This window comes from Solwaraspora sp. WMMD791, assembly GCF_029581195.1.
GTDB lineage: Bacteria > Actinomycetota > Actinomycetes > Mycobacteriales > Micromonosporaceae > Micromonospora_E.
Map to the genome: position 1 here is coordinate 4,420,414 of NZ_CP120737.1, position 26,387 is coordinate 4,446,800.

General features: G+C 72.1%; 23 protein-coding genes, 3 tRNA genes and 1 pseudogene. 21 read left to right on the forward strand and 6 right to left on the reverse strand.

What is annotated here, in order from left to right; genetic code table 11:
* Positions 1 to 23: 23 nt before the first annotated feature.
* Together O7623_RS19485 and O7623_RS19490 are read right to left on the reverse strand one after the other, a co-directional pair.
* Positions 24 to 875: a Rieske (2Fe-2S) protein gene (locus O7623_RS19485; protein ID WP_282224457.1), complete on the reverse strand. Its 852-nt coding sequence runs from the start codon at positions 873 to 875 to the stop codon at positions 24 to 26.
* A gap of 607 nt (positions 876 to 1,482) precedes the next feature.
* A complete protein-coding gene (locus O7623_RS19490; protein WP_282224458.1) occupies positions 1,483 to 2,559 on the reverse strand; it encodes a hypothetical protein in 1,077 nt (358 codons plus the stop codon).
* Between the two features lie 88 nt (positions 2,560 to 2,647).
* Between O7623_RS19490 and O7623_RS19495 the strand changes: the two genes are divergently transcribed.
* Positions 2,648 to 3,214, forward strand: coding sequence for a TetR/AcrR family transcriptional regulator (locus O7623_RS19495; protein WP_282224459.1), 567 nt, complete (start codon positions 2,648 to 2,650; stop codon positions 3,212 to 3,214).
* A 55-nt stretch (positions 3,215 to 3,269) separates the two neighbouring features.
* Here O7623_RS19495 and O7623_RS19500 read toward each other — a convergent pair whose 3' ends face one another.
* Genes O7623_RS19500 through O7623_RS19510 form a run of 3 tightly spaced genes read right to left on the reverse strand, consistent with a single transcriptional unit; the run spans position 3,270 to position 6,970 of the window.
* Positions 3,270 to 4,634 carry an NAD(P)/FAD-dependent oxidoreductase gene (locus tag O7623_RS19500; RefSeq protein ID WP_282229479.1) on the reverse strand — a complete coding sequence of 455 codons (1,365 nt, stop codon included), beginning with the start codon at positions 4,632 to 4,634 and terminating at the stop codon, positions 3,270 to 3,272.
* A gap of 36 nt (positions 4,635 to 4,670) precedes the next feature.
* Positions 4,671 to 5,987 carry a deoxyribodipyrimidine photo-lyase gene (locus O7623_RS19505; RefSeq protein WP_282224460.1) on the reverse strand — a complete coding sequence of 439 codons (1,317 nt, stop codon included), beginning with the start codon at positions 5,985 to 5,987 and terminating at the stop codon, positions 4,671 to 4,673.
* 2 nt (positions 5,988 to 5,989) lie between these two features.
* Positions 5,990 to 6,970, reverse strand: a complete 981-nt coding sequence (locus O7623_RS19510) for a phytoene/squalene synthase family protein (protein ID WP_282224461.1) — start codon at positions 6,968 to 6,970, stop codon at positions 5,990 to 5,992.
* A gap of 305 nt (positions 6,971 to 7,275) precedes the next feature.
* Here O7623_RS19510 and O7623_RS19515 point away from each other — a divergent pair, with 305 nt between their 5' ends.
* From O7623_RS19515 to O7623_RS19610, 20 genes and pseudogenes are all read left to right on the forward strand, one after another.
* Positions 7,276 to 8,304: a polyprenyl synthetase family protein gene (locus O7623_RS19515; RefSeq protein WP_282229480.1), complete on the forward strand. Its 1,029-nt coding sequence runs from the start codon at positions 7,276 to 7,278 to the stop codon at positions 8,302 to 8,304.
* A 33-nt stretch (positions 8,305 to 8,337) separates the two neighbouring features.
* Positions 8,338 to 9,855, forward strand: a complete 1,518-nt coding sequence (gene crtI, locus O7623_RS19520; protein ID WP_282224462.1) for a phytoene desaturase family protein — start codon at positions 8,338 to 8,340, stop codon at positions 9,853 to 9,855.
* The gene (gene idi, locus O7623_RS19525) at positions 9,855 to 10,439 is read left to right on the forward strand and encodes an isopentenyl-diphosphate Delta-isomerase (RefSeq protein WP_282224463.1); all 585 of its coding nucleotides are present in this window, start codon (positions 9,855 to 9,857) and stop codon (positions 10,437 to 10,439) included. Before crtI ends, idi begins: the two co-directional genes overlap by 1 nt.
* A complete protein-coding gene (locus O7623_RS19530; RefSeq protein ID WP_282224464.1) occupies positions 10,429 to 11,427 on the forward strand; it encodes a MerR family transcriptional regulator in 999 nt (332 codons plus the stop codon). The genes idi and O7623_RS19530 overlap by 11 nt, the downstream gene beginning before the upstream one ends.
* Positions 11,428 to 11,536: 109 nt before the next feature.
* A complete protein-coding gene (locus O7623_RS19535) occupies positions 11,537 to 12,430 on the forward strand; it encodes a polysaccharide deacetylase family protein (RefSeq protein ID WP_282224465.1) in 894 nt (297 codons plus the stop codon).
* 124 nt (positions 12,431 to 12,554) lie between these two features.
* Positions 12,555 to 12,630: transfer RNA gene (locus tag O7623_RS19540), tRNA-Glu, on the forward strand.
* A 31-nt stretch (positions 12,631 to 12,661) separates the two neighbouring features.
* A tRNA-Asp gene (locus O7623_RS19545) sits at positions 12,662 to 12,735 on the forward strand.
* A gap of 107 nt (positions 12,736 to 12,842) precedes the next feature.
* A tRNA-Phe gene (locus O7623_RS19550) sits at positions 12,843 to 12,916 on the forward strand.
* Positions 12,917 to 13,097: 181 nt separating this feature from the next.
* Positions 13,098 to 13,517, forward strand: coding sequence for a hypothetical protein (locus O7623_RS19555; protein WP_282224466.1), 420 nt, complete (start codon positions 13,098 to 13,100; stop codon positions 13,515 to 13,517).
* A 9-nt stretch (positions 13,518 to 13,526) separates the two neighbouring features.
* A complete protein-coding gene (locus O7623_RS19560) occupies positions 13,527 to 15,170 on the forward strand; it encodes a cation acetate symporter (protein ID WP_282224467.1) in 1,644 nt (547 codons plus the stop codon).
* A 79-nt stretch (positions 15,171 to 15,249) separates the two neighbouring features.
* Complete coding sequence (locus O7623_RS19565) at positions 15,250 to 16,035, forward strand: ABC transporter ATP-binding protein (protein WP_282224468.1); 786 nt, start codon at positions 15,250 to 15,252, stop codon at positions 16,033 to 16,035.
* Entirely contained in the window at positions 16,026 to 17,720 is a 1,695-nt protein-coding gene (locus O7623_RS19570) for an ABC transporter permease (protein WP_282224469.1), read from the forward strand. The genes O7623_RS19565 and O7623_RS19570 overlap by 10 nt, the downstream gene beginning before the upstream one ends.
* A pseudogene (locus tag O7623_RS19575) lies at positions 17,704 to 18,303 on the forward strand (flavin reductase family protein); the annotation flags it as partial. The gene O7623_RS19570 and the pseudogene O7623_RS19575, both read left to right, overlap by 17 nt.
* Positions 18,304 to 18,312: 9 nt before the next feature.
* Positions 18,313 to 19,290 carry an NAD-dependent epimerase/dehydratase family protein gene (locus O7623_RS19580; protein WP_282224471.1) on the forward strand — a complete coding sequence of 326 codons (978 nt, stop codon included), beginning with the start codon at positions 18,313 to 18,315 and terminating at the stop codon, positions 19,288 to 19,290.
* A 67-nt stretch (positions 19,291 to 19,357) separates the two neighbouring features.
* Positions 19,358 to 20,455: an LCP family protein gene (locus O7623_RS19585; protein ID WP_282224472.1), complete on the forward strand. Its 1,098-nt coding sequence runs from the start codon at positions 19,358 to 19,360 to the stop codon at positions 20,453 to 20,455.
* Positions 20,456 to 20,588: 133 nt separating this feature from the next.
* Positions 20,589 to 21,839, forward strand: coding sequence for an LCP family protein (locus tag O7623_RS19590; protein WP_282224473.1), 1,251 nt, complete (start codon positions 20,589 to 20,591; stop codon positions 21,837 to 21,839).
* A gap of 9 nt (positions 21,840 to 21,848) precedes the next feature.
* On the forward strand, positions 21,849 to 22,184 hold the full coding sequence (locus O7623_RS19595) for a rhodanese-like domain-containing protein (protein ID WP_282224474.1): 336 nt from the start codon (positions 21,849 to 21,851) through the stop codon (positions 22,182 to 22,184).
* A 122-nt stretch (positions 22,185 to 22,306) separates the two neighbouring features.
* On the forward strand, positions 22,307 to 23,767 hold the full coding sequence (locus O7623_RS19600; protein WP_282224475.1) for a PAS domain-containing sensor histidine kinase: 1,461 nt from the start codon (positions 22,307 to 22,309) through the stop codon (positions 23,765 to 23,767).
* A 12-nt stretch (positions 23,768 to 23,779) separates the two neighbouring features.
* Positions 23,780 to 24,190, forward strand: a complete 411-nt coding sequence (locus O7623_RS19605) for an ATP-binding protein (protein WP_282224476.1) — start codon at positions 23,780 to 23,782, stop codon at positions 24,188 to 24,190.
* A gap of 35 nt (positions 24,191 to 24,225) precedes the next feature.
* The gene (locus O7623_RS19610) at positions 24,226 to 25,107 is read left to right on the forward strand and encodes a DUF5926 family protein (RefSeq protein ID WP_282224477.1); all 882 of its coding nucleotides are present in this window, start codon (positions 24,226 to 24,228) and stop codon (positions 25,105 to 25,107) included.
* A gap of 70 nt (positions 25,108 to 25,177) precedes the next feature.
* Here O7623_RS19610 and O7623_RS19615 read toward each other — a convergent pair whose 3' ends face one another.
* Entirely contained in the window at positions 25,178 to 26,386 is a 1,209-nt protein-coding gene (locus tag O7623_RS19615) for an arginine deiminase (RefSeq protein ID WP_282224478.1), read from the reverse strand.
* Position 26,387 lies beyond the last annotated feature (1 nt).

Sequence of the window (26,387 nt, forward strand, 5' to 3'; positions counted from 1 at the left end):
CGTACTCTTCAGGGACTCGTGTTTCAGGGCAGTTGGGCCTGGACGACGCCGGCGACCACCCGGCTGCGCAGCACCTGCTGGTCGGTGGCGGCCGGCCCGTGCGCGACCGTACCGTCGGTGAGCCGGAACGCGCTGCCGTGCCACGGGCAGACCACGCAGGCGTGCCCGTTCGAGCTGATCACCGTACCTTCGTCGAGCGGCCCGTTCTGGTGCGCGCAGTGCGCCAGCAGCACCGTCACGTCCTCGCCGTGCCGGTAGACCAGGACCGGCACGTCGTCGACCCGACGGGAGACCATCGTCGACTCGGGCAGCCCGGCGAAGTCGACGACCGGGTGCCAGCCGGCGGAGATCCGGTGCAGGTCGGGTGCCGCCTGGTTCACCCCGGCCGCCTGCTTGTAGGCCAGATGTCCGCCGAGGAAGCCGCCGGCTCCGGCCGCGGCCAGGCCGAGAAATCCGAGCGTACGGCCGGTGCGGTGCTGCCCGCGCAGCCGGGCGAGAAGCGAACCGGCATAGCAGGCGACGCCGACCGTGTTGGCGACCGCGTGCACCAGGCCGACCCGGCGCTGGTCGCGCGACAGGCTCGCCCAGTCGTTCGCCCCGGCGACCGCCGCCGGGAGCGCGGCGACGGTGCCGACCCCGACCAGGGTGGTCGCGGCCCGTCGCTGGCCGGGCAGCACATCGAGTACGGCGGCACTGAGCCAGGCACCCATCGGCACCTGGATGAGTACCGGGTGCAGCGGATGTCCGAGCCACACCCCGTGCAGCAGGTCCCGTACGCGTTCGCCGCTGATCCGCCGCTGGACGGAGCGCTGCAGCCGGTCACCGATCCGGTCCAGCACAGCCGCCTGCTCGATCTTCATCAACAGTGCCCGCATCGCTGCGACGTTCCCGCCTGGCGTCCGGTCAAACCCCCCGCGGCAGAGTTGGCGACGCCCGGATGCCGCCGCACTCCATCACCGTAGGTAACGGGCACCTACCAAATATCCGTCCAGACAATATTCCTCAGAGGTATGAATATTCCTCACAGGAATACCGCTCTGCCGTGGTTGAGTTGTCCCGGCTGATGATGATGAGTGGGTGAACCTGCGTCGTCCGGTCAGCTCCCGCCTAGCTCTCCTTGCCTCCCCACCTGGCGTGGAGGGCGTACGGACGCAGCGCTGGCTGAACCGGCGACGCTTTCCGCTCTTCGTCGGCTGGTACCTGTTCGCCGTCGTCCCCGCGCTGCTACTCACCGGCTTCGCGGCCCGGCTGCACGAGTTGCTCGGTGCCGAGGTGGCGATCGCCGGCACGGCGTGGCTGCTCGGGTTCCCGTACGCCGTGGTGCTGCTCAGCGATCCGCGGACCAGGCGACTTCCCGACCATGCCGACCTACGCGCCCTGTCTGCGGTGCTGCACGAGTCGCCGAATGAGGCCGACCGGGCAGCCGCCCGGGACATCGACAGCCTCAGGCTCCAACCGCAACTCGCCGGCTTCCGCGCGTGCTCACGCGACTCGACCTGCGGTGACGTCGCCGGTCGGCGCTGCCGCGTCACGGGCCTTGCGGGCGCGCCCGTACGCGGCCAGCGCGTGGAAGGCAGCCTTGGGCTCCCAGGGCATGCCGGGGTAGGTCGTACCGGTCCGGCCGGCGGGCAGGACCTTCACGATCCCGAAGCTGCCGACGTCGAGGTCCTGTTCGGGATCGTCGGACGTGGGCAGGTGCCGCGCGGCGAACGTCTGGACGAACGCGGTGTCGACGCCGCCGACGTCGTACACGTCGAGCAGCTCGCGTACGTAGGCAGCCTGCTCTGCCTCGTTCCGCTCAACGGGTTCGGTGAGCCCGACCGCCCGCGCGGTCCGTTCGTCGTACCGGATGATGTCGCTGCGGCTGCCCCGGTCGGCCGCGCCGGTGAAGGTCGCGCAGCCGAACTCGGTGACCGCGACCGGCCTGCCCTGCGACGTCATCGCGGCAAGGCTCCCGGGTAGCGCTGCGGCGTTGCTGGCGTCGCGGTAGCCGGCGTCCGTGGCGATGAAGTCGAAGGGCGTCCAGTCCACCATCTCCATAGGGAGCGACGCGTACCCTATGGGTCCATCGAACCGTTCGCGGACACCGGCGGCCGCACGGGCCAGCAGGGCGTTGGTCCGCTGTTGCACGGCCGGCATGATCTCCCGCAGTCGCGCGGGGTCGGCGTAGGTGGCGGCGCGCTCGGTCAGTGTGCGGCCGGGCATGAGGCCGATGGTCATGAGGCTGATCTCCGAGCCGGTGAGGAACCGGATGTCAGCGCCTTGCCGTCGGATCCGCTCGGCCCGGTCGGCGGCGTCCAGAAGGAATTCCAGCAGCTGCTCCACTGTCAGGTCGTTGGTGAACGGGCAGTACCAGACCTCCAGTCCGGCGGCGGCCGCGGCTCGGGCGGCGATCTCCAGGCGATCGGCGACGCCGCCGGTGATCCGGACGGCGTCGGCGTGCAGTTCGTCGCGGATGATCCGCATCTCGGCGGCGACGACGTCGGGCGTGAAGGGTTCGTGAGTGGTGGTGCCGAGATTGGTGAACCCGGTGTCGTAGGTGACGCCCCAGGCGCGCATGACAGCCTCCCTTAAGGTACTGACCGTACCTTACTGCAATTACGGTACGGTGGGTACCGTGGCTGGTGGGCGTCGACGGGGTACGGAGGTGGCGGAGGCCATCCTCCGCGCGGCCGCCGAGGAGTTGGCCACCTCCGGCTATGCCGGGATGACCATGGACAAGGTCGCCCGACGTGCGGGCACGAACAAGAACGCGATCTACCGGCGCTGGCCACATCGCGCCGCGCTCGGCGTCGCGGCCTACAAGCACCTCGCCGACACCCACACCCCGGCACCGGACACCGGCAGCCTCCGTGACGACGCGCTGGCGCTGCTGCGGCAGGCCAACGCCACCTGGTCCTCACCGCGCGGCGCGATCCTGCGCGAACTGCTGGCCGCCGCCGCCGACGAACCGGTCCTCCTGGAACTCCTGCGCGACCAGGCCGCTGGCGGCAGCGCGCTGAACGCCGCCTGGTTCGCGCTGCTCAGTCGAGGTGTCGCCCGTGGTGAGGCGCCCCCGGAAGCGATCCACCCACGAGTGGCGTCGCTGCCGATGACGCTGCTGCGCGGCGAGTACGCGCTACGTGGCACTCCGGCCGTCCCGGACGAGGTCCTCGTCGAGATCATCGACGAGATCTTCCTGCCACTGCTCAACGGCCGAGCGGTACCGCGCTGACGTTACGGCTGAGGCGGAGGCCCGTCCGGACGGCGACCTGCGCCCAGCGCCCAGGTCAGGTGAGTTGCGCTACGGCGGTCTGGATGGCGCGGTGCACCGTCGGGTACGCGTAGATCATGTGCCGCAGGCTGGTCAGCGGCACTTCGCCGTGGACGGCGACGGCGAGCGCGCCGAGCACCTCGCCGCCGGTCGGCCCCGCCGAGGTCGCCCCGACGAGCACCCCCCGGTCGGCGTCGGCGACCAGTTTGATGAAGCCGTCGTTGCCCGGCCCGTGGATAAAGCCGCGTGACGACTCCGCGACGTCGGTGACCGCCACCGCGACGTTCACACCCTGCTCGCGGGCCTGCTGCTCGGTCAGGCCGACGGCACCGATCTCCGGGTCGGTGAAGGTGACCCGGGGCACCGCCCGGTACTCGGCGGTCGGCCCGCCCTGGCCGAGGATGTCGCGGACCGCCACGTCCGCCTGGTACATGGCCAGGTGGGTGAAGGCGCCGTGGCCGGCGACGTCGCCGACCGCCCACAGCCCGTCGGCGACGCGCATCCGGTCGTCGACCGGCAGGTGCCGGGCGGCCGGGTCCAGGCCGACGGTGTCGAGGCCGAGGCCGCCGAGGTCGCTGCGTCGTCCGGTGGCGACGAGCAGCCGCTGCCCGCTCTCCGGGCCGCCCTGGGACAGATGTACGGCGAACGTGTCGTCGCGGTGCTCGATCCACTCGGCGCGGCTGCCGAGCCGGATCCGTACCCCGTCGTCGCCGAGGACCCGGGCGGCCAGCGCCGACGACTCCGGCTCCTCGCGGGCCAGCACCCGCTGGCCGGGCTCGACGATGGTGACCCGTACGCCGAACCGGGCGAAGACCTGGGCCAGCTCCAGCCCGATCGCGCCACCGCCGAGGACGACCAGCGACTCGGGCAGTTCGGTGACCTCGATGGCTTCCTTGTTGGTCCAGTACGGCGTACCGGCCAGCCCGTCGATCGGTGGCACCACGGCGACGGTGCCGGTGGCGAGGACGACGCCAAGGCGGGCGGTGAACTCCTGCCCGTCGACGTCGACCCGGCCGGGTCCGGTGAGCCGGGCGGTGCCGTGCAGCACCCGTACCCCTTTGTCGGTGAGCCGGTCCACGGCGGCGGTGTCGGTCCAGTCGGCGGTGGCCTCGTCGCGGATCCGCCGCGCGACCGGTGTCCAGTCGGGACGGACGTCGGCGGCGCCGGCCAGGCCGTCGATGCGGCGGCCCTCGGCGAGGGCGTTCGCGGCCCGGATCATCATTTTGCTCGGTACGCAGCCCCAGTACGGGCATTCGCCGCCGACCAGTCGGCGTTCGACGCCGACGACGGTCAGGCCGGCCTGGCCGAGACGGCCGGCGACCTCTTCACCCCCGACACCCAGCCCGATGACGACGACGTCCACCTGCTGCGGCTCACCCATGGGGGTCAGCATGTCATCCCACTGTGCGACGCAGGCTCAGCGGTCCGACAGTGGCGGTGGGTAGTCGAGTCCGGCTCGGACGGCGAGCGGCAACCGCCAGGGTTCGTGGACGGCGGCTCCTGCGACGTCGGCCAGCTCCGGCACCCAGCGGCGGACGTATTCGCCGGCCGGGTCGAAGCGGTGTGCCTGGCGCAGCGGGTTGAACCGCCGGTTCGGCCGGGTGTCGTTGCCGGTGCCGGCGACCCACTGCCAGTTGCCGGAGTTGTTCGGCAGGTCGCCGTCGAGCAGCCACCGGTCGAACCAGGCCCGGCCGGCCCGCCAGTCCAGGCCGAGCTCCTTGGTCAGGTACCCGGCGGTGATCAGCCGGGCCCGGTTGTGCATCCAGCCTTCGGCCTGCAGCTGCCGCATGCCGGAGTCGACGATCGGCAGTCCGGTGCGGCCGGTCTGCCAGGCGTCCAGCGCGGCGGCGTCGTGCCGCCACTGCTCGGTGGCGCCCCGCCGGTAGGCGGTGGTGGCCAGGTCGGGGAAGGCGTACGCGACCTGGTAGTGGAAGTCCCGCCAGCACAGTTGCCGGACGAACGGCCCGTCGCGGTCACCGGCGGCGGTGGCCACCTCCAGCGGGGACAGGCAGCCGAACCGCAGGTACGGGCTGAGCCGGGAGGTGGCGTCGCCGGGCAGGTCGTCGTGGCGGTCACCGTACTGGTCGAGACTGCCCAGCCAGTCCCGCAGCCGGCGCCGCCCAGCGGTCTCGCCCCCGACGGCGACCTGCGGCGACCCGCCAGTGCCGGGCTGCGGCGACTCGCCGGCGGGCAGCGCCGGCAGCCGGCCGACGGTCAGACCCTCGGGGGTCGGCACCCGGTTCGGCGCGGCGTGTCCGGTCCGCCAGTCGGCGGCGCTCCAGGCCCGGAAGTACGGGGTGAAGACCTTGTAGTGGTCGCCGCCGGTCGGGGTCAGCGCCGCCGGGTCGACCACGGTCAGGCCAGGAAACGCCCGGTACGCGATGCGGTGCCGTTCGCATTCGTCGCGTAGCCGCCGCTCCCGGTGCCGGGCGTAGTGGCTGACGTCGGCGGAGAGCGCGACGCCGTCGGCGTCGAGCTCGCGGGCCAGCCGGATCGTCTCGGCGACCGGGTCGCCGTGGCGCAGCACCAGGTCGCCGCCGCGACCGCGCAGCGCGGTCCGCAGGTCGGCGAGGCTCTGGTGGAGGAACCGGTCCCGGTTGGGGCTGCGCCCGGCGAGCCGGGGGTCGAGGACGAACAGCGGCACGACCTGCTGCGCGGTGGCGCAGGCGGTGGCCAGTGCCGGGTGGTCGTGCACCCGCAGGTCGCGGGTGAACAGCACGACAGCGGTACGCACGGCTACGGCGCGGCCGGTGGCACGGGGACAGCGGCCAGTTCGGGTTGCCGCTGCGTCGGCGGGTCGACCCGGACCGTGAGGGTGGGGCCGGGCACCGTCACCGGGGTGCCGGTCGGGGTGAGCAGTGCGCGGGCGGCGACAGCGGCGCGGTGCCGGTGCGGCACGGTCGCGCGGCGCCGGAACACGTCGTAGCCCTGCGCGGCGACCTCGTCGAGGATGCCGCCGTAGAGGGCGTACGCGGTGCGCATGCAGGCCTGCGAGGCGGGTTCGAGCATCGTGATGCCCGGTGCCGCGGCCGTGTAGTGGGCCTGGGCGCGGGCGACCTCGTACTGGATCAGCTCGATGATCTCCGGGGTGGCGCGGCGCTGGCGGGCGGCCTCGACGAGGTCGGCGCGGGTCAGGCCGAACCGGTCCAGGTCCTCGTCGGGCAGGTAGGTGCGGCCGCGTTCGAGGTCCTCGCCGACGTCGCGGATGAAGTTGGTGAGCTGGAAGGCGAAGCCGAGTTGGCGGGCCGGTTCGCGGGCGGCGGCCCGGTCGGTGCTGCCGAGGATCGGCAACATCATGGTGCCGATCACCGCCGCCGAGCCTTCCATGTAGTCGAGCAGGTCGGTGTATCGCGGGTACGAGGTGACGGTCAGGTCCATCGCCATGCTCCGCAGGAACGCGGTGAAGTCGGCGGTGTCCAGGTCGAACACGGCGATGGTGTGCAGCACGGCCGGCAGCAGCGGGTCGTCGACGGCGGCACCGTGCAGGCCGGCGAGGAACCGCTCGGACCACTGTTCGAGGGCGGCGGCCCGGTCGGCGGCGGGGAGTGCGTCGGTGCGGTCCACGATTTCATCCGCGTAGCGGGTAAATCCGTACAAAGCATGAACATGACGTCGTTTCCACTGCGGCAGCAGCCGGGTCGCGAGATAGTAGGTACGGCCGTGCCGTTTGTGCAGCTCGCGGCAGCTGGCGTAGGCAGCTGACAGGTCCGTGACCACCGGCCCCCCTCGTATTTCGACGCAGAACTCTTCGACGCAAGAATCGACGCAATTTCAAAGCCTAGGGTACGCTCGATCCCGTGGCCAATCACACCGTTGCCGGCAATACCCTGAAATCCGGCGATACCGCGGGTGCCGGTGTCGGCAGCACGGTGCACTCCCCGGCCGCGGCCGACCCGGCACACTCCCCGGCCGGGCCCGCGGCGGATCCGGCCACCGCCGGGCCGGCACCCACCGGTGCGCGCCGCGAGCTGACCGCCGCGGTCACCGACACCCTGATCGACTTTCTCAGCGCCGAGCTGTCCATGCTCGACCGGATCGACCCGGCACTACGGCCGTTCGCCCAGGTCGCCCGGGACACCGTGCTCGGCGGCGGCAAACAGCTACGCCCGATGTTCGCCCACTGGGGCTGGCGTGGCGTGGTCGGCACCACACCGTCGGTGACCCCGGTTCTGCCGGCGCTGGCCGCACTGGAGCTGCTGCACGCCTTCGCCCTGGTCCACGACGACGTCATGGACGCGTCCGCCACCCGACGCGGCCTGCCCACCGCGCACCGCCGGCTCGCCGGCCAGCACCGGGACGCCGGCAGGGCCGGCGACCCCGACCGGTTCGGCGACGCCGCCGCCGTCCTGGTCGGCGACCTCTGCCTGGTCTGGGCCGACCGGCTGCTGGCCACCGCCGACCTGCCGGCGTCGACCCTGCTGGCGGTACGCCGTTGCTACGACCAGATGCGAGTGGAGACGATCGCCGGGCAGTACCTGGACATCCTCGGTGAGGCCGAGTCGGCCGACTGGCCGATCGACCGCGCGATGCGGGTGGCCCGGTACAAGACCGCCTGCTACACCGTGCTGCGGCCGCTGCACCTCGGTGCGGCGCTGGCCGGCCCGGCCACCGACCCGGCGGTCTGGGCGGCGTACCGCCGCTACGGCACCGACGTCGGCGAGGCGTTCCAGCTCCGCGACGACCTGCTCGGTGTCTTCGGGGATCCGGCCCGCACCGGCAAACCCGCCGGCGACGATCTGCGGACGGGTAAACCGACCGCGCTGCTGCTCGTCGCCCGCGAACTGGCCACCGAGACGCAACGCGCCGAACTGGCCGCGGCCGTGCCGCCGGCCGGCACCACCGGACCGGACACGGCGGCAGGACCGGACGCGGCGGCGGTCGCGCGGATGACCGAGATCGTCGTCGAGACCGGTGCCGCCGTCCGGGTGGAGCGGATGATCGAGCAGCGGGTGGCGACGGCGGTCGCCGCACTGGACACCGCGCCGATCGACGACGCCGCCCGGACCGCGCTCACCGGCCTCGCGGTGACCGCCACGACCCGCCAGACATAAGGTGAGCACTGCTCAGAAGGAGGTGGTCGCGGCATGCGTACCGTGACCGGGGCGAGTGAGCGGGTCGTCATCGTCGGTGCCGGACTGGGTGGCCTGGCCTGCGCCCTGCATCTGGCCGGCGCCGGCCGGCAGGTCACCCTGCTGGAACGCGAGGCGGTGCCGGGCGGACGGGCCGGCCGTCGGGCGGTCGCCGGCTACGAGTTCGACACCGGGCCGACGGTGCTGACCATGCCGGAGCTGATCGCCGAGGCGCTCGCCGCCGTCGGCGAGGAGCTGACCGACTGGTTGGAGCTGACCCCGCTGGAGCCGGCGTACCGGGCCTACTACCCGGACGGGTCCACCCTGGACGTCATCACCGACACCGCCCGGATGGCCGCCGAGGTGTCCCGGGTCTGCGGGCCCCGGGAAGCCGACGGGTACCTGCGGTTCGTCGAGTACGCCCGCCGGCTCTGGCAGCTGGAGCGCGCCGACTTCATCGACCGTAACCTCGACAGCCCCCCGGACCTGCTCACCGGCAACCTGCTGCGGCTGCTCGCCGCCGGGGCGTTCCGCCGGATGCAGACCAAGATCGACCAGTTCTTCGCGGATCCCCGTACCCGGCGGATCTTCTCCTTCCAGGCAATGTACGCCGGCCTGGCGCCGCACGACGCGCTGGCCATCTACACCGTCATCGCCTACCTGGACTCGGTCGCCGGGGTGTCGTTCCCGCGCGGCGGGATGCACGCGGTGCCCCGGGCCCTGGCCGGGGCGGCCGAGAAGCACGGCGTGCAGATCCGCTACGGCACCACGGTGACCGAGGTCGAGACCTCCGCCGGCCGGGCCCGCGCGGTGCGGACCGCCGACGGCGAGCGGATCCCCGCCGACGTGGTGGTGCTCAACCCGGACCTGCCGGTCGCCTACGCCGAACTGCTGCCGCCCAGCCGGCAGCGGCGGCTGCGCTACTCGCCCTCCTGCGTGGTGCTGCACATCGGCTCCCGGCAGGGCTACGACAAGATCGCCCACCACAACATCCACTTCGGTCGGCTCTGGAAGGGCACCTTCGACGAGGTGATCCACCGAGGTGAGCTGATGAGCGACCCGTCGCTGCTGGTCACCAACCCGAGTCGGACCGATCCCTCGGTGGCCCCGGTGGGTGGGCACACCTACTACGTCCTGGCGCCGGTGCCGAACCTGCAACGGGGTCGGCTCAACTGGCGCGGCGACCTGCCGCAGCGCTACGCCGACGAACTCGTCGCCACTTTGGAGGACCGCGGCTACCGGGGCTTCGCCGACGGCATCGAGGTCCGCGAGGTGGTGACCCCGGCGGACTGGGCCGACGCCGGCATGGCCGCCGGTACGCCGTTCGCCGCCGCGCACAGCCTGTTCCAGACCGGCCCGTTCCGCCCCGGTAACCTGCATCCCACACTGGAGAACGTGGTCTTCGTCGGCTCCGGGACCCAGCCGGGGGTCGGCGTACCGATGGTGCTGATCTCCGGCAAGCTGGCCGCCGGACGGGTGACCGGGGCCGCCGGTGGCCGGTCCCGCAGCCGCAGCAGCCTGGAGGGTGCCTGATGTCCGTCGCGTCCCGCGAGAGCCATCTGGTCGAGTTGGTGGATCCCGCCGGGCAGCCGGTCGGCGCGGCCACCGTCGCCGACGCCCACCAGCCACCGGGGCAGCTGCACCGGGCGTTCTCGGTGATCCTCGTCGACGACGGGGGCCGGCTGCTGCTGCAGCAGCGGGCCGCCGTGAAGACCCGGTTCCCGCTGCGCTGGGCCAACACCTGCTGCGGCCATCCGCTGCCCGGCGAGGACCTGTCGGTGGCGGCCAACCGCCGCCTCGGCGAGGAGGTCGGCGTGGGCCCGGTGGCGCTGACCGAGATCGGCGTGCACACCTACCAGGCCACCGACCCGGTCACCGGACGGACCGAGTACGAGTACGACCACGTACTGCTGGGCAGTCTCGACTCACGGACGCCGCTGCGGCCCGACCCGGCCGAGGTCGCCCAGCTGAGCTGGGTCGAGCCGGCGCGGCTGCGGGCCGGCCTGGTCGACGAGCCGGACCGGTACGCCCCGTGGCTCGCCGGGGTGGCCGATCAGTTGTTCGCTCTGGGGCAGCCGGACCACGGCGCGGCCGTGGAGCGGCCGGGTGAGCGATGACGCGCTGAGCGCGGGCAGCGTGGCACGCCGGCTCGGCGTGGCGGTGACCACGCTGCGGACCTGGCATCAGCGGTACGGCCTCGGCCCGACCCGGCACGTCAAGGGTCACCACCGCCGGTACAGCGCGGACGACCTGGCCCGCCTCGAGGTGATGCGGCGGCTGACCGCGCAGGGCGTGGCACCGGCCGAAGCGGCCCGGTGGGCGCGCCGCGTCGGGTCGACCCTGGACCCGGACGGTGTCGCCGGCACTGAGCCGGTCCCGTTCGACGTGATCGATCCGGGCCGGGCCGGCGGCGGCTTCACCATCGGCGTTCCAGGGGCCGGCCCAGCCGCCCGTGGCCTGGCCAGGGCGGCGGTACGGCTGGACAACCAGGCGATGCGCGACATCCTCGAACGGGCGCTGCACACCGACGGGGTCATCGCCACCTGGGACCGGGTGGTCCGCCCGGTGCTGGCCGGGGTCGGCGACCGGTACGCGGCGACCGCCGGCTTCGTCGAGGTGGAGCACCTGCTGTCCCGGTGTGTCTCCGAGGCGTTCGCCATGGTGAACCGGCCCCGCCCTCGGGTCGCCGGCCGGCACTCCCACCACCCGGCCGGGCCGGGCGCGCTGCTGGCCTGCGCCGACGAGGAGCAGCACACGCTGCCGCTGGAGGCGCTGTCCGCCGCACTGGCCGAGGCCGGGGTGACCAGCCGGCTGCTCGGTGCCCGGGTTCCGCCGGCCGCGCTGGCCGCCGCGATCGACCGGACCGGACCGTCCGCTGTGGTGCTCTGGTCGCACACCTCGGCGACCGCCGATCCCGACCAGTTGCTGACGGCGCGGTCCGGACGGCACCGGCCGCTGCTGGTGCTGGCGGTCGGACCCGGCTGGTCGGTGCCGGACCTGCCGGCCGGCGTCGACCACTGCGCCGGACTGGCCGACGCGGTGACCCGGTGCCGTACGGCGGACGAGGCTGCCAGCCACCGGTACGGCGAACCCACCGTCGATTGACGCACGGCCGGACCGGAACAACCGGGACGGGAAGGGTCGATACGTACCTGTTGATCGACTAGCGTGTGGGTGCATTCGATCTCCGCCCACCCCCTCATTCGGAGTCGACATGGCGAAACGTGCCGTTTTCGCGGCAGGTCTGGCGGTGTTCGCGCTGCTGGTCGGCGGCGAGAGCCTCGTCGCGGTGCGCGCTGCCAGGCAGGCACCGCCGCAGTTGTCCGCCGTCGTCGGGCTCGGCCCGGCGCCCGAGGTCCGGCCCGACGATGTCGTCGGCCGGTCGACCCCGGAGCCGACCGCTCCGGCGGCCGCGCCCGTCCCTTCGCCCGCTGCCGGCGACGATCCGGCGGGGCCGCCGCCGACCGGTGGCGATCCGGCCGCCTCCCCACGCACCACCGTGGACCCGGGGCTGCTGCAACGCCGTACCGGCATCCGTCAGGTGGCGTTGACCTTCGACGACGGGCCACATCCGCAGTGGACACCGCTGATCCTGGACGAGTTGCGGGCCGCCGGGGTCAGGGCGATGTTCTGCGTGGTCGGCAGCCAGGTGCGGCGGTACCCGGCGCTGGTCACCCGGATCGTGCGGGAAGGTCACACCCTGTGCAACCACAGCTGGGACCACGATCTCGAGCTCGGCACGCGGCCGGCGGCCGAGATCCGGGCCGACCTGGTGCGGACCACCAAGGAGATCCACAAGGTGGTCCCGGGAGTGCCGGTCGCGCACTTCCGGCACCCGGGCGGGTTGTGGACCCCGGAGGCGGTGGCGGTCGCCGAGGAGCTCGGCCTCGCGGCGCTGGACTGGGACGTCGACCCGCAGGACTGGCGCAAGCCGACCCGGGACGAGATCGTCGCGCACGTCCGCGGCGAGGTCCGGCTCGGCTCGGTGCTGCTGCTGCACGACGGCGGTGGTGACCGGTCGGCCACCGTCGCGGCGCTGCCGGCCGTGATCAGCGACCTGAGGCAGCGGTACGGGATCACCCTGCTCGGTGCTAGCCTTTCCCCCTGATCCGTCCGGTTCGCCGATCTGGTTTGGTCCGGGGCATACTCGTCACGTATGCTTTCGCAAGCTTCCGGCGGGGCCGGATGGGAGCACTACCGTCAGAGTCGTGATGTGCGATGATGACGGGGCCGCCCTCATCGTCTAGCGGCCCAGGACGCCGCCCTTTCAAGGCGGTAGCACGGGTTCGAATCCCGTTGGGGGCACCACCGGCCGACCGACCGGCCGGAGCAACACCGAGGTCCTGTGGAGCAGTCGGAGTGCTCGCCGCCCTGTCAAGGCGGAGGTCGCGGGTTCAAGTCCCGTCAGGACCGCGCAACGATGATCGCCGTGCGGCACGCTTCGCGCGGCGATTCGTCTTCGGTGCCGTCCACCCGCCCGGTGATCACTTGTCCGGGCAGGTATGATGGCCCGGACACCTGGCCAGGTAGCTCAGTTGGTACGAGCGTCCGACTGAAAATCGGAAGGTCGGCGGTTCGACCCCGCCCCTGGCCACAGAGCCTCTCGCCGGGCTTACGAAGCGCCCAATCGCCTCCTGCGGTTGGGCGCTTCGCTTTCCGCCGCACCGGCGGGGGCATTCCGCCGAGCCGGCGTGAACTTTCCACCGAACCGGCGTGAACCGGACGGACCGCGTACCCGCGCTTGACAATCCGCGACGGGCCGTGAGACTGCCGGCATGGCCGAACACGATGGCGCCGACAGGCCGGCGGCGTCCGACCACCCGGCGACGCCGCCACGCCGGGTGCGGGTCGTGCTGGGCGAGGTGAGCCGACGCGGTGACGCCGACCGGCTCCGTACCGACCTGACCGAGCAGAACCAGGTCGGCGAGGCTCTGGTCCGTGGCCTGGTCCGGGCCCAGTTGGCGCTGGCGGTGCGGTTGTCGGCCGTGGTGGCGATCGCCCTGGGCGCGTTGCCGCTGCTGTTCTCGCTGGCCCCCGCGTTCGGCGGGTTGAAGGTCGCCGGGGTCAACCTGGCCTGGCTGCTGCTCGGGGTGGCGGCGTTCCCGTTCCTGGTCGCCGTCGGACTCGCCTACGTCCACCTCGCCGAACGCAACGAGCAGGACTTCGTCGCCCTGGTGCGGCGGCCGGAGCGCTGAGCCGACCCGATGACCAATCCGTACGTGGTACCGGCGCTCGTGGTGGTCACCCTGGTGACCGTCGCGATCGGCTTCTACGGGCTGAAGCTGGCCCGGACGACGTCGGACTTCCTGGTCGCCTCCCGGACCGTCAGTCCGGCCTGGAACGCCGCGGCGATCAGCGGCGAGTACCTGTCGGCGGCGTCGTTCCTCGGCATCGCCGGACTGATTCTCAAGTACGGCGTGGACGTGCTCTGGTACCCGGTCGGCTTCGCCGCCGGTTACCTGGCCCTGCTGCTGTTCGTGGCGGCCCCGCTGCGCCGCTCCGGCGCCTTCACTCTGCCGGACTTCTGTGAGATCCGTCTCGGCTCGCGGCAGCTGCGCCGGCTGGCCACCGCTTTCGTGATCTTCATCGGCTGGTTCTACCTGCTGCCCCAGCTGCAGGGCGCCGGGCTCACCCTGGCCACGGTCACCGGGGCGCCGTACCCGCTCGGTGCCCTGCTGGTCGGCGGCGTGGTGACCGCCAACGTGGCGCTCGGCGGGATGCGGGCGGTCACTTTCGTCCAGGCGTTCCAGTACTGGTTGAAGCTGACCGCGCTCGCCGTACCGGCGATCTTCCTCGCGCTGCAGTGGCAGGCCGACGGCCGGCCGCCGGTCAGCCCGCCGCAGGGGGCGACCTTCATCGAGGCGACCACCGTCGTCGTCGAACGGGCAGCCACCCTGACCTTCCGGGACGGGCGCACCGAACAGGTCGACGCCGGCACCGCCCTGGCCTTCGACGCCGGTGACCCGGTGCCCGAGGTCTCCGGCGTCGACGTCGACCGGGGACTGGCCTGGCTGCTGCCGGGCGACCCGGAACGCAGCGACCAGGGATTGTTCGCCACCTACTCGCTGATCCTGGCGACCTTCCTGGGCACCATGGGGCTGCCGCACGTACTGGTGCGGTTCTACACCAACCCCGACGGTGCCGCCGCCCGCCGCACCACCTTGGTGGTGCTCGCCCTGGTCGGCCTCTTCTATCTGTTCCCCACCCTGTACGGCGTGCTCGGTCGGGTGTACACCCCGCAACTGCTGATGACCGGCCGGTCGGACGCCGTGGTCGTGCTGCTGCCGGAGGCCGCGCTCGGCGGTGGCCTGCTCGGCCAGTTGCTCGCCGCGCTGGTCGCCGCCGGTGCCTTCGCGGCCTTCCTGTCGACCTCGTCCGGGTTGCTGACCAGCGTGGCCGGTGCCGTCTCCACCGACGTGCTGCGCCGCCCCTCGGTACGGGGCTTCCGGCTGGCCACCCTGGTCTCCGGTGCGGTCCCGGTGGTGCTGGCGTTGAACGTCTCCGGCCTCGACGTGTCACAGGTGGTCGGGTTGGCGTTCGCGGTGGCGGCGTCGAGTTTCTGCCCACTGCTGGTGCTGGGCATCTGGTGGCGCGGGCTGACCGACGCCGGGGCCGCCGCCGGCATCATCGCCGGTGGCGGGGCCGCCATCGGGGCGGTGCTGTGGACGATGCTGGGGCCGGCGTTGACCGGCTGGCCGGCGGTCCTCGTCGCCCAGCCGGCCGCCTGGACCGTGCCGCTGGCGTTCGCGGTGATGGTGCTGGTGTCACTGGTCAGCCGCCGGCGGCTGCCCGGCAACGTGAATTCCGTCATGCTGCGCCTGCATGCTCCGGAGAGCCTGCGCAGTTGACCATCTCGTGCCTGGGTACGAGCTCCGGTTCGTCCCTGAGCGGGTGTGCCGACCGGTGCCCAGTGGTTACCGTCGCGTCATGACCGACGCGCAGCAGTCAGCCTTCCCGGCACCCGGCCCGCAGGCGTTGGCCCTGCGTGGGCTCGCCAAACGGTTCGACCACAAGGTCGCGGTGGCCGGTGTCCACCTGGACGTGCCGGTCGGCTCGTTCTACGGCCTGCTCGGCCCGAACGGGGCCGGCAAGACGACCACCCTGTCGATGGCCGTCGGTCTGCTGCGCCCGGACGCCGGCAGCGCACACATCCTCGGCCACGACGTCTGGGCCGACCCGGTGCAGGCCAAGCAGATGCTCGGCGTACTGCCGGACGGGATGCGGCTGTTCGACCGGCTCACCGGTGCCGAACTGCTCGCCTACCAGGGCCTGTTGCGCGGCATGGACCCTGCCGTGGTCGACCAGCGGGCCCGCGAACTCCTCGACGTGCTCGCCCTCGACGGCGCCGGACGGACCCTGGTGGTGGACTACTCGGCCGGGATGAAGAAGAAGATCGGTTTGGCCTGCGCGCTGCTGCACGGGCCACGCCTGCTCGTCCTCGACGAGCCGTTCGAGGCGGTCGACCCGGTGTCGGCGGCGCTGATCCGCGACATCCTGCAGCGCTACGTCACCGGCGGCGGCACGGTGATCTTCTCCAGCCATGTGATGGACGTCGTCGAGCGGCTCTGCAGCGACGTCGCGATCCTCGCCGACGGGGTGATCAAACGGGTCGGCACCCTCGAACAGGTGCGGGCCGGCCGGTCCTTGGAGGACGTGTTCGTCGAGGTCGTCGGCGGCCGTACGGCCACCGGCGAGGAGCTGTCATGGCTGTGATCGCCCCGACCGGAGGCACCGGCACCGCCGCACCCCGGCCGGTCCGCCCCCGGCACTTCATCCGGCTCAAGCTGCGGGTGATGGGCAACAACCTGCGCGGCCAGGGCTGGCGGGTCGGCCTGTTCATCGGCGGCCTGCTCGCCGGGCTGTGGTTCGCCGGCACCGCCTTCCTCATGCTTGCCGCGCCGGGCTTCGCCGACAACCCGCAGGGGATGCTGCTCACCACCGGATTCGGCGGGGCCCTGCTGGTGCTCGGCTGGCTGCTGCTGCCCCTGGTCTTCTTCGGCGTCGACGAGACCCTCGACCCCGCCCGGTTCGCGCTGCTGCCGCTGCGCCGTCGCACCCTGGTCACCGGCCTGCTGGCGGCGGCCCTGATCGGCACCCCGACGATCGCCACCGGGCTGGCGACCCTCGGCATGGTGGTCAGCGCGCTGCTGCTCGGCGGGGCGCTGGCCGGACTGGTCCAGCTGATCGGCGTCGCCGCCGGCCTGCTGATCTGCGTGACCGGCAGCCGGGCGATCACCAGCGCCTTCGCCGGGATGCTGCGCTCCCGGAAGGTCCGCGACCTGGCGGCCGTCCTGCTGGCGGTGCTGGCCGCGCTGCTCGGCCCGCTACAGCTGCTGGTGATCGGCGGTCTGGGCAATGCCGACTGGGACCGGCTGGCCGAGGTCGCCAGGATCGTCGGCTGGACCCCGTTGGCCGCCCCGTACACGGTCGGATTCGACGTGGTGGAGGGCCGGGCATGGGCCGTACCGGTGAAGTTGCTCATCACGGCGGCGACCATGGCCGCGCTGCTGGCCTGGTGGTCGCGGTCGCTCGAATCGGCCATGGTCGGCACCGCCAACGCCGGCCCGACGAAGACCGCCGCCGGCGAGCCGGGCGCACCGGTGGCGCAACTGTTCCCCCGCCTGCTCGGCCGGCTCCCCCGCGACCGGTACGGCGCCCTGGTCGCCCGCGAGGTGCGCTACTGGTGGCGGGACATGCGTCGACGGGCCAACCTGATCACGGTGGCCGTGGTCGGTGTCTTCGTGCCGGTGCTGGTCAACGTCGGCGGTTTCAGCTTCGGTGGTGGCCCGACCGACGAGATACGCATGTCGGCGTCGGCCGTCTCGGTCAGTCTCTCGATGCTGTTCGTCGGCGCGCTGGCCTCGGTCACCCTGGCCAACCAGTTCGGCTTCGACGGCAGCGCGTACGCCGCGAACGTGATCGCCGGCGTACCGGGTCGGCTGGAGCTGCGGGCCCGGGTGGTCGCCTTCTCGATCTACATCGTGCCGATGCTCGTCGTCATCTCCGCCGGACTCGGGTTGTTCCTTCAGGAACCGGGCTGGATCCCGGTCGCCGCCGGGACACTGTTCGCCGCCTACGGCGCCGGCCTGGCGGTGAACCTGGTCATCTCGGTGATCGGTGCCTACTCGCTGCCGGAGACGTCGAACCCGTTCGCGTTGAACAGCGGGGCCGGGATGGCCAAGAGTCTGCTGGCGTTCGTGGCGATGATCGCGTCGGCGGCGGCCGCCGTGCCGATGGTGGTGGCCACCGCGCTGCTCGGCGACGTCTGGCAGTGGATCGCGCTGCCGGTCGGCGTCGGGTACGGGTTCGGCGCGGTGCTGCTGGGCCTGTACATCACCGGCGACCTGCTCGACCGACGGATGCCGGAGCTGTTGGCGACGGTGGCGCCCCGGCGATGATCCAATGTTTCACGTGAATCATCCCGAGCCCGGTGCCGAGATCCACTACCGCGACCCGTTCGCCACCGCTCCCGACCAGCGGTCGCCGGCCCGCCGGCTGCGGGGCCGGCTGGCGGCCCCGGTCACCCTCTGGACCGCCGTCGACCCGGCCGACGGTACGCCGGCCGGGCTGACCGTCTCCTCCACCGTGCTCGCCGACGGGGACCCCGCCCGGTTGATCGGCCTGCTCGACGAGGAGTCCGACCTGTGGGAGGTGGTCCGCGAGTCGCGGCGGTTCGCGGTCGCCCCACTGGGTCCGGCCCACCGCCAACTGGCGGACCGGTTCGCCGGGCTGATGCCCGCACCGGGCGGGCCGTTCACCGGCGTCGACTGGCAGGACACACCGTACGGCCCGGTGCATCCGCAGGCCACCAGCTGGGCCGGCTGCCGGCTGGACGACGCCCGGCCGTACGGGTGGTCGATGCTGATCGAGGCGACGGTCGAGTCGGTGACGGTGACCGAGCAGCCCGATCCCGGCCCGCTGCTGCACTACCGGGGCCGCTACCGGGAACTGACCGACAGCGCCGGCACCGGCTACCACTAGGCTCAGGGCATGCTGCCTGTTCCCCGCTTCGGCGACGGTCACCGGGTGCTGGTCACCGGTGGTGCCGGCTTCGTCGGTAGCCACCTGGTCGACCGGCTCGTCGCGCGCGGCTGCACGGTGGTCGCGGTGGACAACTTCGTCACCGGCTCGAAGGACAACGTCGCCCACCTCGCCGACGAGTCACGGTTCACGCTGGTCGAGGCGGACATCTCCGACGGGGTGCCGGAGCACCATCCGGCGGTGCGGCAGCGCTTCGACGCGATCATGCACTTCGCGTCGCCGGCCAGCCCCACCGACTTCGGCACTTTGCCGGTCGAGATCCTGCGGGTCGGCTCCGTCGCCACGCTGCACCTGCTGGACCGGGCGGCCGCCGACCGGGCCCGGTTCATCATGGCCTCGACGTCGGAGGCGTACGGCGACCCGCTGGTGCACCCGCAGCCGGAGACCTACTGGGGCAACGTCAACCCGATCGGCATCCGCAGCGTCTACGACGAGGCCAAGCGGTTCGCCGAGTCGGCGACGATGGCGTACCACCGGTACCGGGGCGTGGACGCCGGGATCGTACGGATCTTCAACACGTACGGGCCCCGGATGCGGCCCGACGACGGACGGGCCATCCCGACCTTCATCAGCCAGGCGCTGCGGGGCGAGCCGATCACCGTGCACGGCACGGGCGGCCAGACCAGGTCGATCTGCTACGTCGACGACCTGGTGACCGGCATCGTCGCGCTGCTGGACTCGACCGAGGTCGGGCCGATCAACTGCGGTACCGAACACGAGATGTCGATGCGCCAGCTCGCCGAGACGATCATCGAGCTGGTCGGCAGTTCCTCGACGGTCAACCTGGTCACCCGGTCGTCGGACGACCCGGAGATGCGCCGCCCGGACCTGACCCTGGCCCGCACCCGGCTCGGCTTCACCCCGACGGTCGGTCCGCAGGACGGGCTACGGCGCACGATCGCGTACTTCCGCCAGCGGTTGGGCTGACCTGCCCGTACCGGCCCCGGTGTGCCGAGTCGGCGGTCAGCGAGCGCGCAGTCCGTACGCTGGATGCATGTCAGCCAGCAGTCACCACGGCCACCAGCCCGGACACGTCCCCGGTGCCGGTGGGTCCGGCCGGTTCTACGGCGGCCCGCCGCGCCGGGCACGCCCCCGCTGGGGTCGGATCGCCCTCGTCAGTGTGGTGGCGCTGCTGCTGCTGGCGCTGGTCGCCGGCGGCGGCCTGTGGGCGTACGCCCGGGGGTTGGACAACGACCTGGGCCGGACCGACCCGTTCTCCGCGATCACCGAGGGGCGGCCGGCGGCGGCCGTCGACGGCGCGTTGAACATCCTGCTCATCGGCACCGACTCCCGGGATCCGGACGCCCCGCTCGACACGGCCGGCCGGTGGCGGGCGGACACCATCATCGTGATGCACATCCCGTCGACGCACGACCGGGCCTACCTGGTCTCCATCCCGCGTGACCTGTACGTGCCGATTCCCGCCGAGGCGAGTGCCCCCTGCGAGACCGGGGAGCGGGCGAAGATCAACGCGGCGTTCGCGTTCGGCGGCATGCCGCTGGCGGTACGCACGGTGGAGTGCTTCACCGACGTGCGGATCGACCACGTGATGGCGATCGATTTCGGCGGTTTCGTCGAGGTGACCGACGCGCTCGGCGGGGTGGAGCTGACCGTCGAGCAGGACGTCACGTCGATCCACAAGCCGTATCGACAGTTCAGCCAGGGCGTCAATCACATGAATGGCACGGAGGCGCTCGACTGGATCCGTCAGCGCAAGCAGTTCCCGGACGGTGACTTCGCGCGCATGCGGCACCAGCAGGAGTTCCTCCGGGCATTGATGGACAAAGCTGTGAGCTCCGGCACATTGTCGAACCCGGCGAAGCTGAACGCGTTTCTTCAGGCGACGACCAAGGCGGTGACGGTCGACGAGGGGTTCTCCCTGGTCGACATGGCCCTGCAGTTCCGCAAGCTGCGGGGGGAGAACCTACAGTTCCTCACCAGCCCGCACAACGGCAGCGAGACGATCAACGGCGAGTCGGTGGTCGTCTCGGACCGGGAGAAGGCGTTGACCATGTATCAGGCGATGGCAGCCGACCAGATGACCAGCTGGGTGCAGGCCAATGTCACGCCCAGTCCAGGAGCCAGTGACTGAGCGGACATGATCATCGATTTCACTGCGTGACCGATCGAATCCGACACGAATCTGAAACCTTCGTAGGGTCGATTTATCCATCAAACATCCGTACAGTGGGCTCGCCCTATTGTCACGCCCCCCAGGAGCAGGCATGCCGGTTCAGTCCCGCCGACGCTCGGCGTCGAACGAGTCGACCGGAGCTGTCTCCGGCCGAGCCTCGTCGGTGCGGCAGTCCGGTGCGCGGACCGGTCCGGCCGGCCGCGGCGGCCCGGCCGCACGCTCCGGCCGCGGCACCACCACCGGCGGCAAGCGGCCGCGCCGCAAGGACCCGATCTGGGCCCGCACGATGGTCGTCATGGGTGCGCTGCTGATGATGCTCAGCGGTACCACGATCGTCGGCAGTAAATGGTTGATCGACCGGGCGACCGGTGGCATCGAGCAGTCGAACCTGCTCGGTGTGGCCGGCAAGACCGAGGCCGAGGGCGGAAACAACCTCGAAGGCCCGATCGACATGCTGCTGCTCGGCATCGACCACCGGGCCAGCTGGGAGGAGTCGGACACCCGCGCCGACACGATCATCATCCTGCACATCCCGGCCACCCACGACCAGGCCTACCTGATCTCCATCCCCCGGGACACCGAGGTCGAGGTGCCGGCCTTCCCGGCCAGCGGGTACCCCGGTGGGGTCGCCAAGGCCACCGAGGCCTTCTTCCACGGCGCCCAGAACGGGGCCGGGCACGCCGGCGGGGCGCAACTGATGGCCGAGACGATCAAGAACATGACCGGGATCAGCTTCGACGGTGCCGCGATCATCAACTTCAGCGGGTTCAAGTCGGTGATCGACAGCCTCGGCACCATCCCGATCTGCGTCGACGAGGACACCCCGTCGGCCCACATGACCCTGGTCGACGGCAAGCCGATGTGGAACTCCGACGCCGAGAAGGCCAGCGGCGACAAGCAGCAGGTCGTGCACAAGAAGGGCTGCCGCGAGATGGCCGGCTGGGAGGCGCTGGACTTCTCCCGGCAGCGCTACGGCCTGGCCAACGGCGACTACGACCGGCAGAAGAACCAGCAGAAGCTGCTGAAGGGCATGGCCAAGAAGGCGATGGCCGACGGCGTGATGACCAACCCGCTGAAGCTCACCCAGCTGATCGAATCGGCCGGTAAGGCCTTCGTGCTGGACACCGGCCCCGTACCGGTCGCCGACTTCGTCTTCACCATGCGCGGGGTGGCCGCCAACGACCTGGTGATGTTGCGCACCAACGGCGGCAGCTTCAACGGCAACGACTCCGGCCGGGAGGAGCTGACCCCGCTGTCCATGGAGATGTTCCGCGCCGTGAAGAACGACAACCTGGACGACTTCATCCTGGCCAATCCCACCGTCCTCGCCGGTCAGCAATAGGCTGACGGCATGTTCGGACCTGCTGTGCCCGTCGTCGCCGCCCCGGACGTCGCCGACGACGCCTACCTGCTCGACGTCCGCGAGCCCGAGGAGTGGGCCGCCGGGCACGCCCCCGGTGCCCACCACCTGCCGATGATGGAGATTCCGCACCGGCTCGCCGACGTGCCCTCCGACGGCGACGTGGTGGTCGTCTGCCGATCCGGTGGCCGCTCCGGCCAGGTGGTCGCGTACCTGCGCCAGCACGGGTGGGACAACGTCCGCAACCTCGACGGCGGCATGCAGAGCTGGGCGGCGAACGGCCGGGCGATGGTCAGCGAGACCGGGCAGCCGGCCCGGGTGCTCTGACCGGCCGAGGCACCGTACGCCGACGGGCGGACACCACCGGACGCCGACGGGCGGACACCACCGGACGCACGGTGGGCGCCGGCCACTGCCGAAATCGGCCCGAACGCGGCAGACTCACAGGCATGCCGGAACGCCCCGACTACCCGAGCCTGATCGCTGGACACACCGTCGTCCTGGACATGATCAACAATGGGGAGTCCGGCCTGCCGGTGCTGCACCACCTGCTGCGACTGGCGCAGCGGGCGCTCGGCGCCGCCGGGACGTCCTTCGCCGAGTACGGCCCCACCAGCGGCCGGATCATCGCCGCCGCCGGGGCCGCCGAGTGGTCCATCGGCCGCCCCGTCGACCTGGCGAACCCGGCCACCGCTCGGCTGCTCACCGGCCCCCGTACGGTCGAGTTTCCGGTTTCGGCCCTCGCCGCCGAGCAGACCGACCAGATCACCGGGCGGGGCCTGCACCGGATGCTGACCGCCCGCGCCGAGATCGGCGGCGTCCTCATCGGCAGCCTGCACGCCTACTATCCGGACGCCGACGGCGAGGCCAGCCCCGACCACCACACCCTGATCGCGTACCTGTCGTCCTGCATCGCGCACATGTACGGCGACCAGACCGGCCTGCCGGTGCACGGCGACGGCCCGGTGGTCGCCGCGCTCGCCGACGGGCTGGCGATCATCGACGACGAGTCCTGCGTACGGCTGTGGAACCCGGCCGCCGAACGCCTCACCGGCAGCCCGGCCGCGCAGCGGCTGCACCGGCCGATCCCGTTCCCGGTGCCGCCACCGGGCCAGGTCGTCGACCACCAGCTGTCGGACGGCCGCTGGCTGCGGCTCACCTCCGGTGACCTGCCCGGCGTCGTCGCCTCACGGGTCGTCACCTTCCGCGACATCACCGACCAGCACCGCCGCGACCACGACGTCGACCTGTTCATCTCCGTCACCAGCCACGAGTTACGGACACCCGTGACGGTGATCAAGGGTTACGCGGAGACCCTCAGCGAGCACTGGGATCAGCTGACCGACGCGGACCGCCGCGACGCGGCCCGGGTGCTCGGCCAACGCGCCACCGAACTCGCCCGGCTCGTCGACCGGCTGCTGTCCGCCGCGAACGACGCCGGGTCGGCGGTCGGCAGTCCACCGGCCCCGTTCGACCTCGTCGAGACCCTGCGCACGGCCGCCGAGCATCTGCCGGCCGAGCTGCGTCGCCGGCTCACCATCGACCTGCCGGAAGACCTGCCGAAGGCGTGCGGCGACCGGGGCAGTCTGGCCACCGTCGTGACCGAACTCGCCACCAACGCCGACAAGTACTCACCACCCGGTACGGCGGTCGAGCTGACCGCCGACGCCGACGAACGCACCGTGGTGTTCCGGATTAGCGATCGTGGCATCGGGGTACGTCCAGAACACGTGGAACGAGCGTTCGACCGGTTCTGGCAGGGCGAACAAGGCGATCAGCGCCGCTACCCGGGTGCCGGCCTGGGGCTCTACCTCGTGCGGCAGATCGTCGAGCGACAACACGGGTGGGTGTCCCTGCGACCCCGCGACGGTGGGGGAACGGTCGCGGAGGTGCGGCTGCCCCGGGGGTGAGAGGAGACAGGCGTGACAGCGGCACTGGTGGGACGGACCTGGAGCGTCCTGGTGCCGCACCATCCCAGTGGCGCGCGACTCGCCCGGCACCGGCTCACCGCCTGCCTGACCGACCGGATCCGCCCGGGTCTGCTGGCTGACGTGATGACGGTCGTCGCGGAGCTGGTCGGCAACGCGGTACGGCACGCCCGACCGCTGCCCGACGGGATGATCCGGATCACCTGTCAGCTGATGCTGCGCGAGCCCGACCGGACGGTACGCGTTCAGGTCACCGACGGCGGTTCGGCCGACGCGCCCCGGGTGCGCTCGGCGACGCCGGAGGCGCTCAACGGCCGAGGGCTGGGGATCGTCGCGGCGCTCGCGCAGCGGTGGGGGGTGGCGGAGTCCGCAGCCGGCCGCTGCGTCTGGGCCGAACTCCACTGACCGCGAAGCGCTGCGATCCTCTAGGCTGACTGGCCGTGAGCAAGCGCCGAAAGCAGGACCGGGCCGCGATCGGCGGCAAGCGGGAGAAGATCCGCGACGTATTCGTGCCGCGGCCGTTCGCCGGGCTGGCCGACGAGCCGGACTGGGTCGCGCTGCGCGAGCTGGTCCCGGCCGGCACCGCGCCGCTGGTCCTGGCCGCGGAGCTGACCGAGAAGTACGCCGACCGTACGGTCACGCTGGCCACCGTCCTGCCGATGGCGGTGCCGGCACTGGTGCGCGCCGACGGTCACGTCATGCTCGGGCTGCAGCGCCACGCCCAGTCCGGTGACGTGTCCCGGGACCTGGCCGCCGCGCTGCTGTCGGCGTTGGAGACCGCGCCGGGCGAGACCGTGGTGGTGCCGCCGTTGCCCGGGCCGGGCCCCCGACTGCAGGACGTACTGGCCGACGGGGCGCTGTCGGTGACCGTGCACGACGGTTTCAGCTTCTGGGTGACCCCCGAGGCGGCCGACGATCCGGCGGTGCAGGCGTCGCTGGAGCGCGCCGACGCGTCGGTCTACCCGACCGTCCGGATGGCGGCGGCGACGGCCGCGTACTGGTGCCGGGTGGGTGACCGGGCGCACGTGCGCTGGGTGCTGGGCGACGAGGAGGATCGGGCGCTGGACACCCTGGCCCGGCTGAGCGCCGCCGGTGACCTGCCGTTGGGGCCGCAGACCAAGTTCGCCGGCATGTTCCGGGCGCACGGGCTGCTGGTGCCGGTCTGGGATCTGCCGTCGGCGCCGTCGGCCGACGAGTGGGAGGGTCCGCTGGCGGAGTTCGCCAAGCGGTACGCCGAGGCGGCGACCGATTCCGGCGCGCTCGACGCGGCCGCCCGGCGGGCCCGGCAGGGCCTGCTCGGCCGGCAACTCACGCTGCGCTGACCCGCTCCGACCTGCCGACCCGCCGCCGGCTCAGCACGTCAGCGGCTCAGCACGTCAGCAGGTGAGCGGGTCAGCGGGTGAGCGGGTCGCGGACCAACGGTGCCGACATGCACCGGGGGCCGCCCCGCCCGGAGCCGAGTTCGGCGCCGGGGATAGTGACCACCTCGATGCCGGCCCGGTGCAGCTGGGCGTTGGTGGCGGTGTTGCGTTCGTAGGCGACGCACACCCCGGGCGACAGGGCCAGGGTGTTGTTGCCGTCGTCCCACTGTTCCCGCTCGGCGGTGACCGGGTCCAGGCCGGTGCCGACCAGGCGCAGCCGGTCCAGGTCCATGGCGTCGGCGGCGGCCCGCAGCCACGGTGCCGGGCCGTCGACCTGCAGCTCACCGGCACCGTCGAGGATCACCGTGTAGGCGCGGAGACTGTCGGCCATCGGCGGATACATCAGTACGGCGTCCACGTCGACGAGGGTGCAGATGGTGTCCAGGTGCATGGTGGCGCGCCGCTGGGCGATCGGCACCACCAGGACGGTGTGCGCCAACCCGGCACGCAGCACCCGATGGGCCAGTTGCTCCACTCCGGCGGGGGTGGTGCGTTCGCCGACGCCGATCGCGAGGACCCCGGGTGCCAGCAGCAGGACGTCGCCGCCCTCGACGTGGGCGCCGGTGGGACGGTGCAGCAGTTCGGTGCCGGCGAACCGGGGGTGGTGCCGGTAGATCAGGTCGGTGAGGTGGCCCTCCCGTCGCCGGGCCCGCATCGCGAGGCTGGTGACCGCGACCCGGTCGCGGATCCAGACGGATGAATCCCGGGTGAACAACAGATTCGGCAGCGGCGCGATGACGAAGTCGTGGGGATCCATCAGGGTGTAGCCCAGACCGGGCGGCTGGTCGGCACGGATCCGCAGTTCGCCACGGGCGATGCCGGCGACGAGGACCCGGGCGAGTCCGGCGGGGTCGAGGTAGCCGAGCTGGTCGGCGACCCGCTGACGCAGGCTGGCGCCGAGCCGGGCACCGTCGAGGACGGTCGTCACGGCCTCGGCGCGGGCGTCCGGGTGGGTGACGGTCTCGGCGAGCAGCTGCTCCAGGTAGAGGACCTCCACGTCGCGTTCGCGCAGCACCGCCGCGAAGGCGTCGTGTTCCTCCTGCGCCCGGCTGACCCAGGGGATCGCGTCGAAGAGCAGGGTGCCGCTGTTGCGCGGGGTCAGCCGGGCGAGTTCAGCGCCGGGGCGGTGCAGCAGGACGGTCCGAAGGTGGCCGACCTCACTGTCGGCGTAGTGCGTCACA